Below are 1266 nucleotides of genomic sequence, written 5' to 3'. Positions count from 1 at the left end.
TGTCAATCCCCTGGAATCGTGGAGGGCTCCGTTATGCGGCTTGGGCCTCCAGAGCCTGCACCGCTGATCGTTCGTAGTCGATAGGTGATCGCCCGTCGCAGACGGAGTGGCGTCGGCGCCGGTTGTAGAAGTCGGTGATCCAGGTGGCGATCTTTAGGCGAGCTTCGGTGCGGGTGCGGAACTGCCGGCGGTGGACGTACTCGACCTTGATGGTGGAGAAGGTGGCCTCAGCGACGGCGTTGTCGAAGCACGACCCCACCCGGCCCATCGACTGGCGTACCTTCCACCGGGCACACGCGCGGGCGAACTCGGCCGAGGTGTACTCGCTGCCACGATCGCTGTGAAAGATCACGTCGGCGACGTCGCCGCCGCGGGTGACCGCGGCCATGTTCAACGCCGCGACGACCAGACCGGCGTCGTGCTGGGCGCCCATCGCGTAGCCCAGGATGCGCCGGGAGTACAGGTCGATGACGGTGGCCAGGTAGAGCTTGCCCTCGTCGGTGGCGATCTCGGTCATGTCACCGCACCAGGCGACATCCGGCGCCGGCGCGGTAAACCTGCGCTTGATCAGGTCCGGGGCGGCCGGCCGCCTACCTTGACGGGTCAGGCTCCGGCGGCGGCGCTTGGCCCGCCCGACGAGCCCCAACTCGGCCATGACCTGGGCGACCGTGTTGTCGGAGACCTGCCAACCCTGCTCCCGCAGCTCATCACCGACGCGCGGGCTGCCGTAGGTGCCGCCGGAATCGTCGAACACCTTCCGCACCGCGTCGGCCAGCCGGACCCGGCGGTCCTGCCGCGGCGTGGGTGGCCGGTCACGCCACTTGTAGAACCAGGACTGCGAGACACCCAAGGCTCGGCAGGCCAGCGCGTGCGGCACGTCGTGCTCGGTCCTCTGGGAAGCGATGAAGGCGGCCACGCTCACCGGCCCGTCGCTTCCTTCACCCACAGGACCACGGATCGCTTGAGGACATCACGCTCCATCGCCAGCTCGGCGTTCTCCCGCCGCAACCGCGCCAACTCGGCCCGCTCGTCCTCCGACAGCCCACCCGCGGCGGCCTCGCCCCGGGCCTCGCGGTCCTTCTTCACCCAGTTCGCCAGGGTGCCGTCATTGATGCCCAGGTCACGCGCGACCTGCGCGATCGACTTCCCGGTCTCCCGCACGATCCGCACCGCACCCGCACGGAACTCCGGATCGAACTGACGCCTCGTCTCAGCCATGAACCTCTATCCCTCAAGTCCAGGCCTCCACGCTACGAGGGGAAGCGC

At 68.7% G+C, this 1266-nt stretch carries 2 protein-coding genes; both read right to left on the bottom strand.

Features of this window, described 5'->3' with window-relative positions; all coding sequences use genetic code 11:
* Positions 1-31: 31 nt before the first annotated feature.
* A complete protein-coding gene (locus FXF52_RS41045) occupies positions 32-922 on the bottom strand; it encodes an IS3 family transposase (RefSeq protein ID WP_148805023.1) in 891 nt (296 codons plus the stop codon).
* On the bottom strand, positions 919-1218 hold the full coding sequence (locus FXF52_RS41040) for a transposase (protein WP_148805022.1): 300 nt from the start codon (positions 1216-1218) through the stop codon (positions 919-921). Before FXF52_RS41040 ends, FXF52_RS41045 begins: the two co-directional genes overlap by 4 nt.
* Positions 1219-1266: the final 48 nt, after the last annotated feature.

Origin of the sequence: Micromonospora sp. MP36 (assembly GCF_008119785.1) — a bacterium.
Taxonomy (GTDB): Bacteria; Actinomycetota; Actinomycetes; order Mycobacteriales; family Micromonosporaceae; genus Micromonospora.
This window is presented reverse-complemented; position numbering and strand designations above follow the sequence as displayed.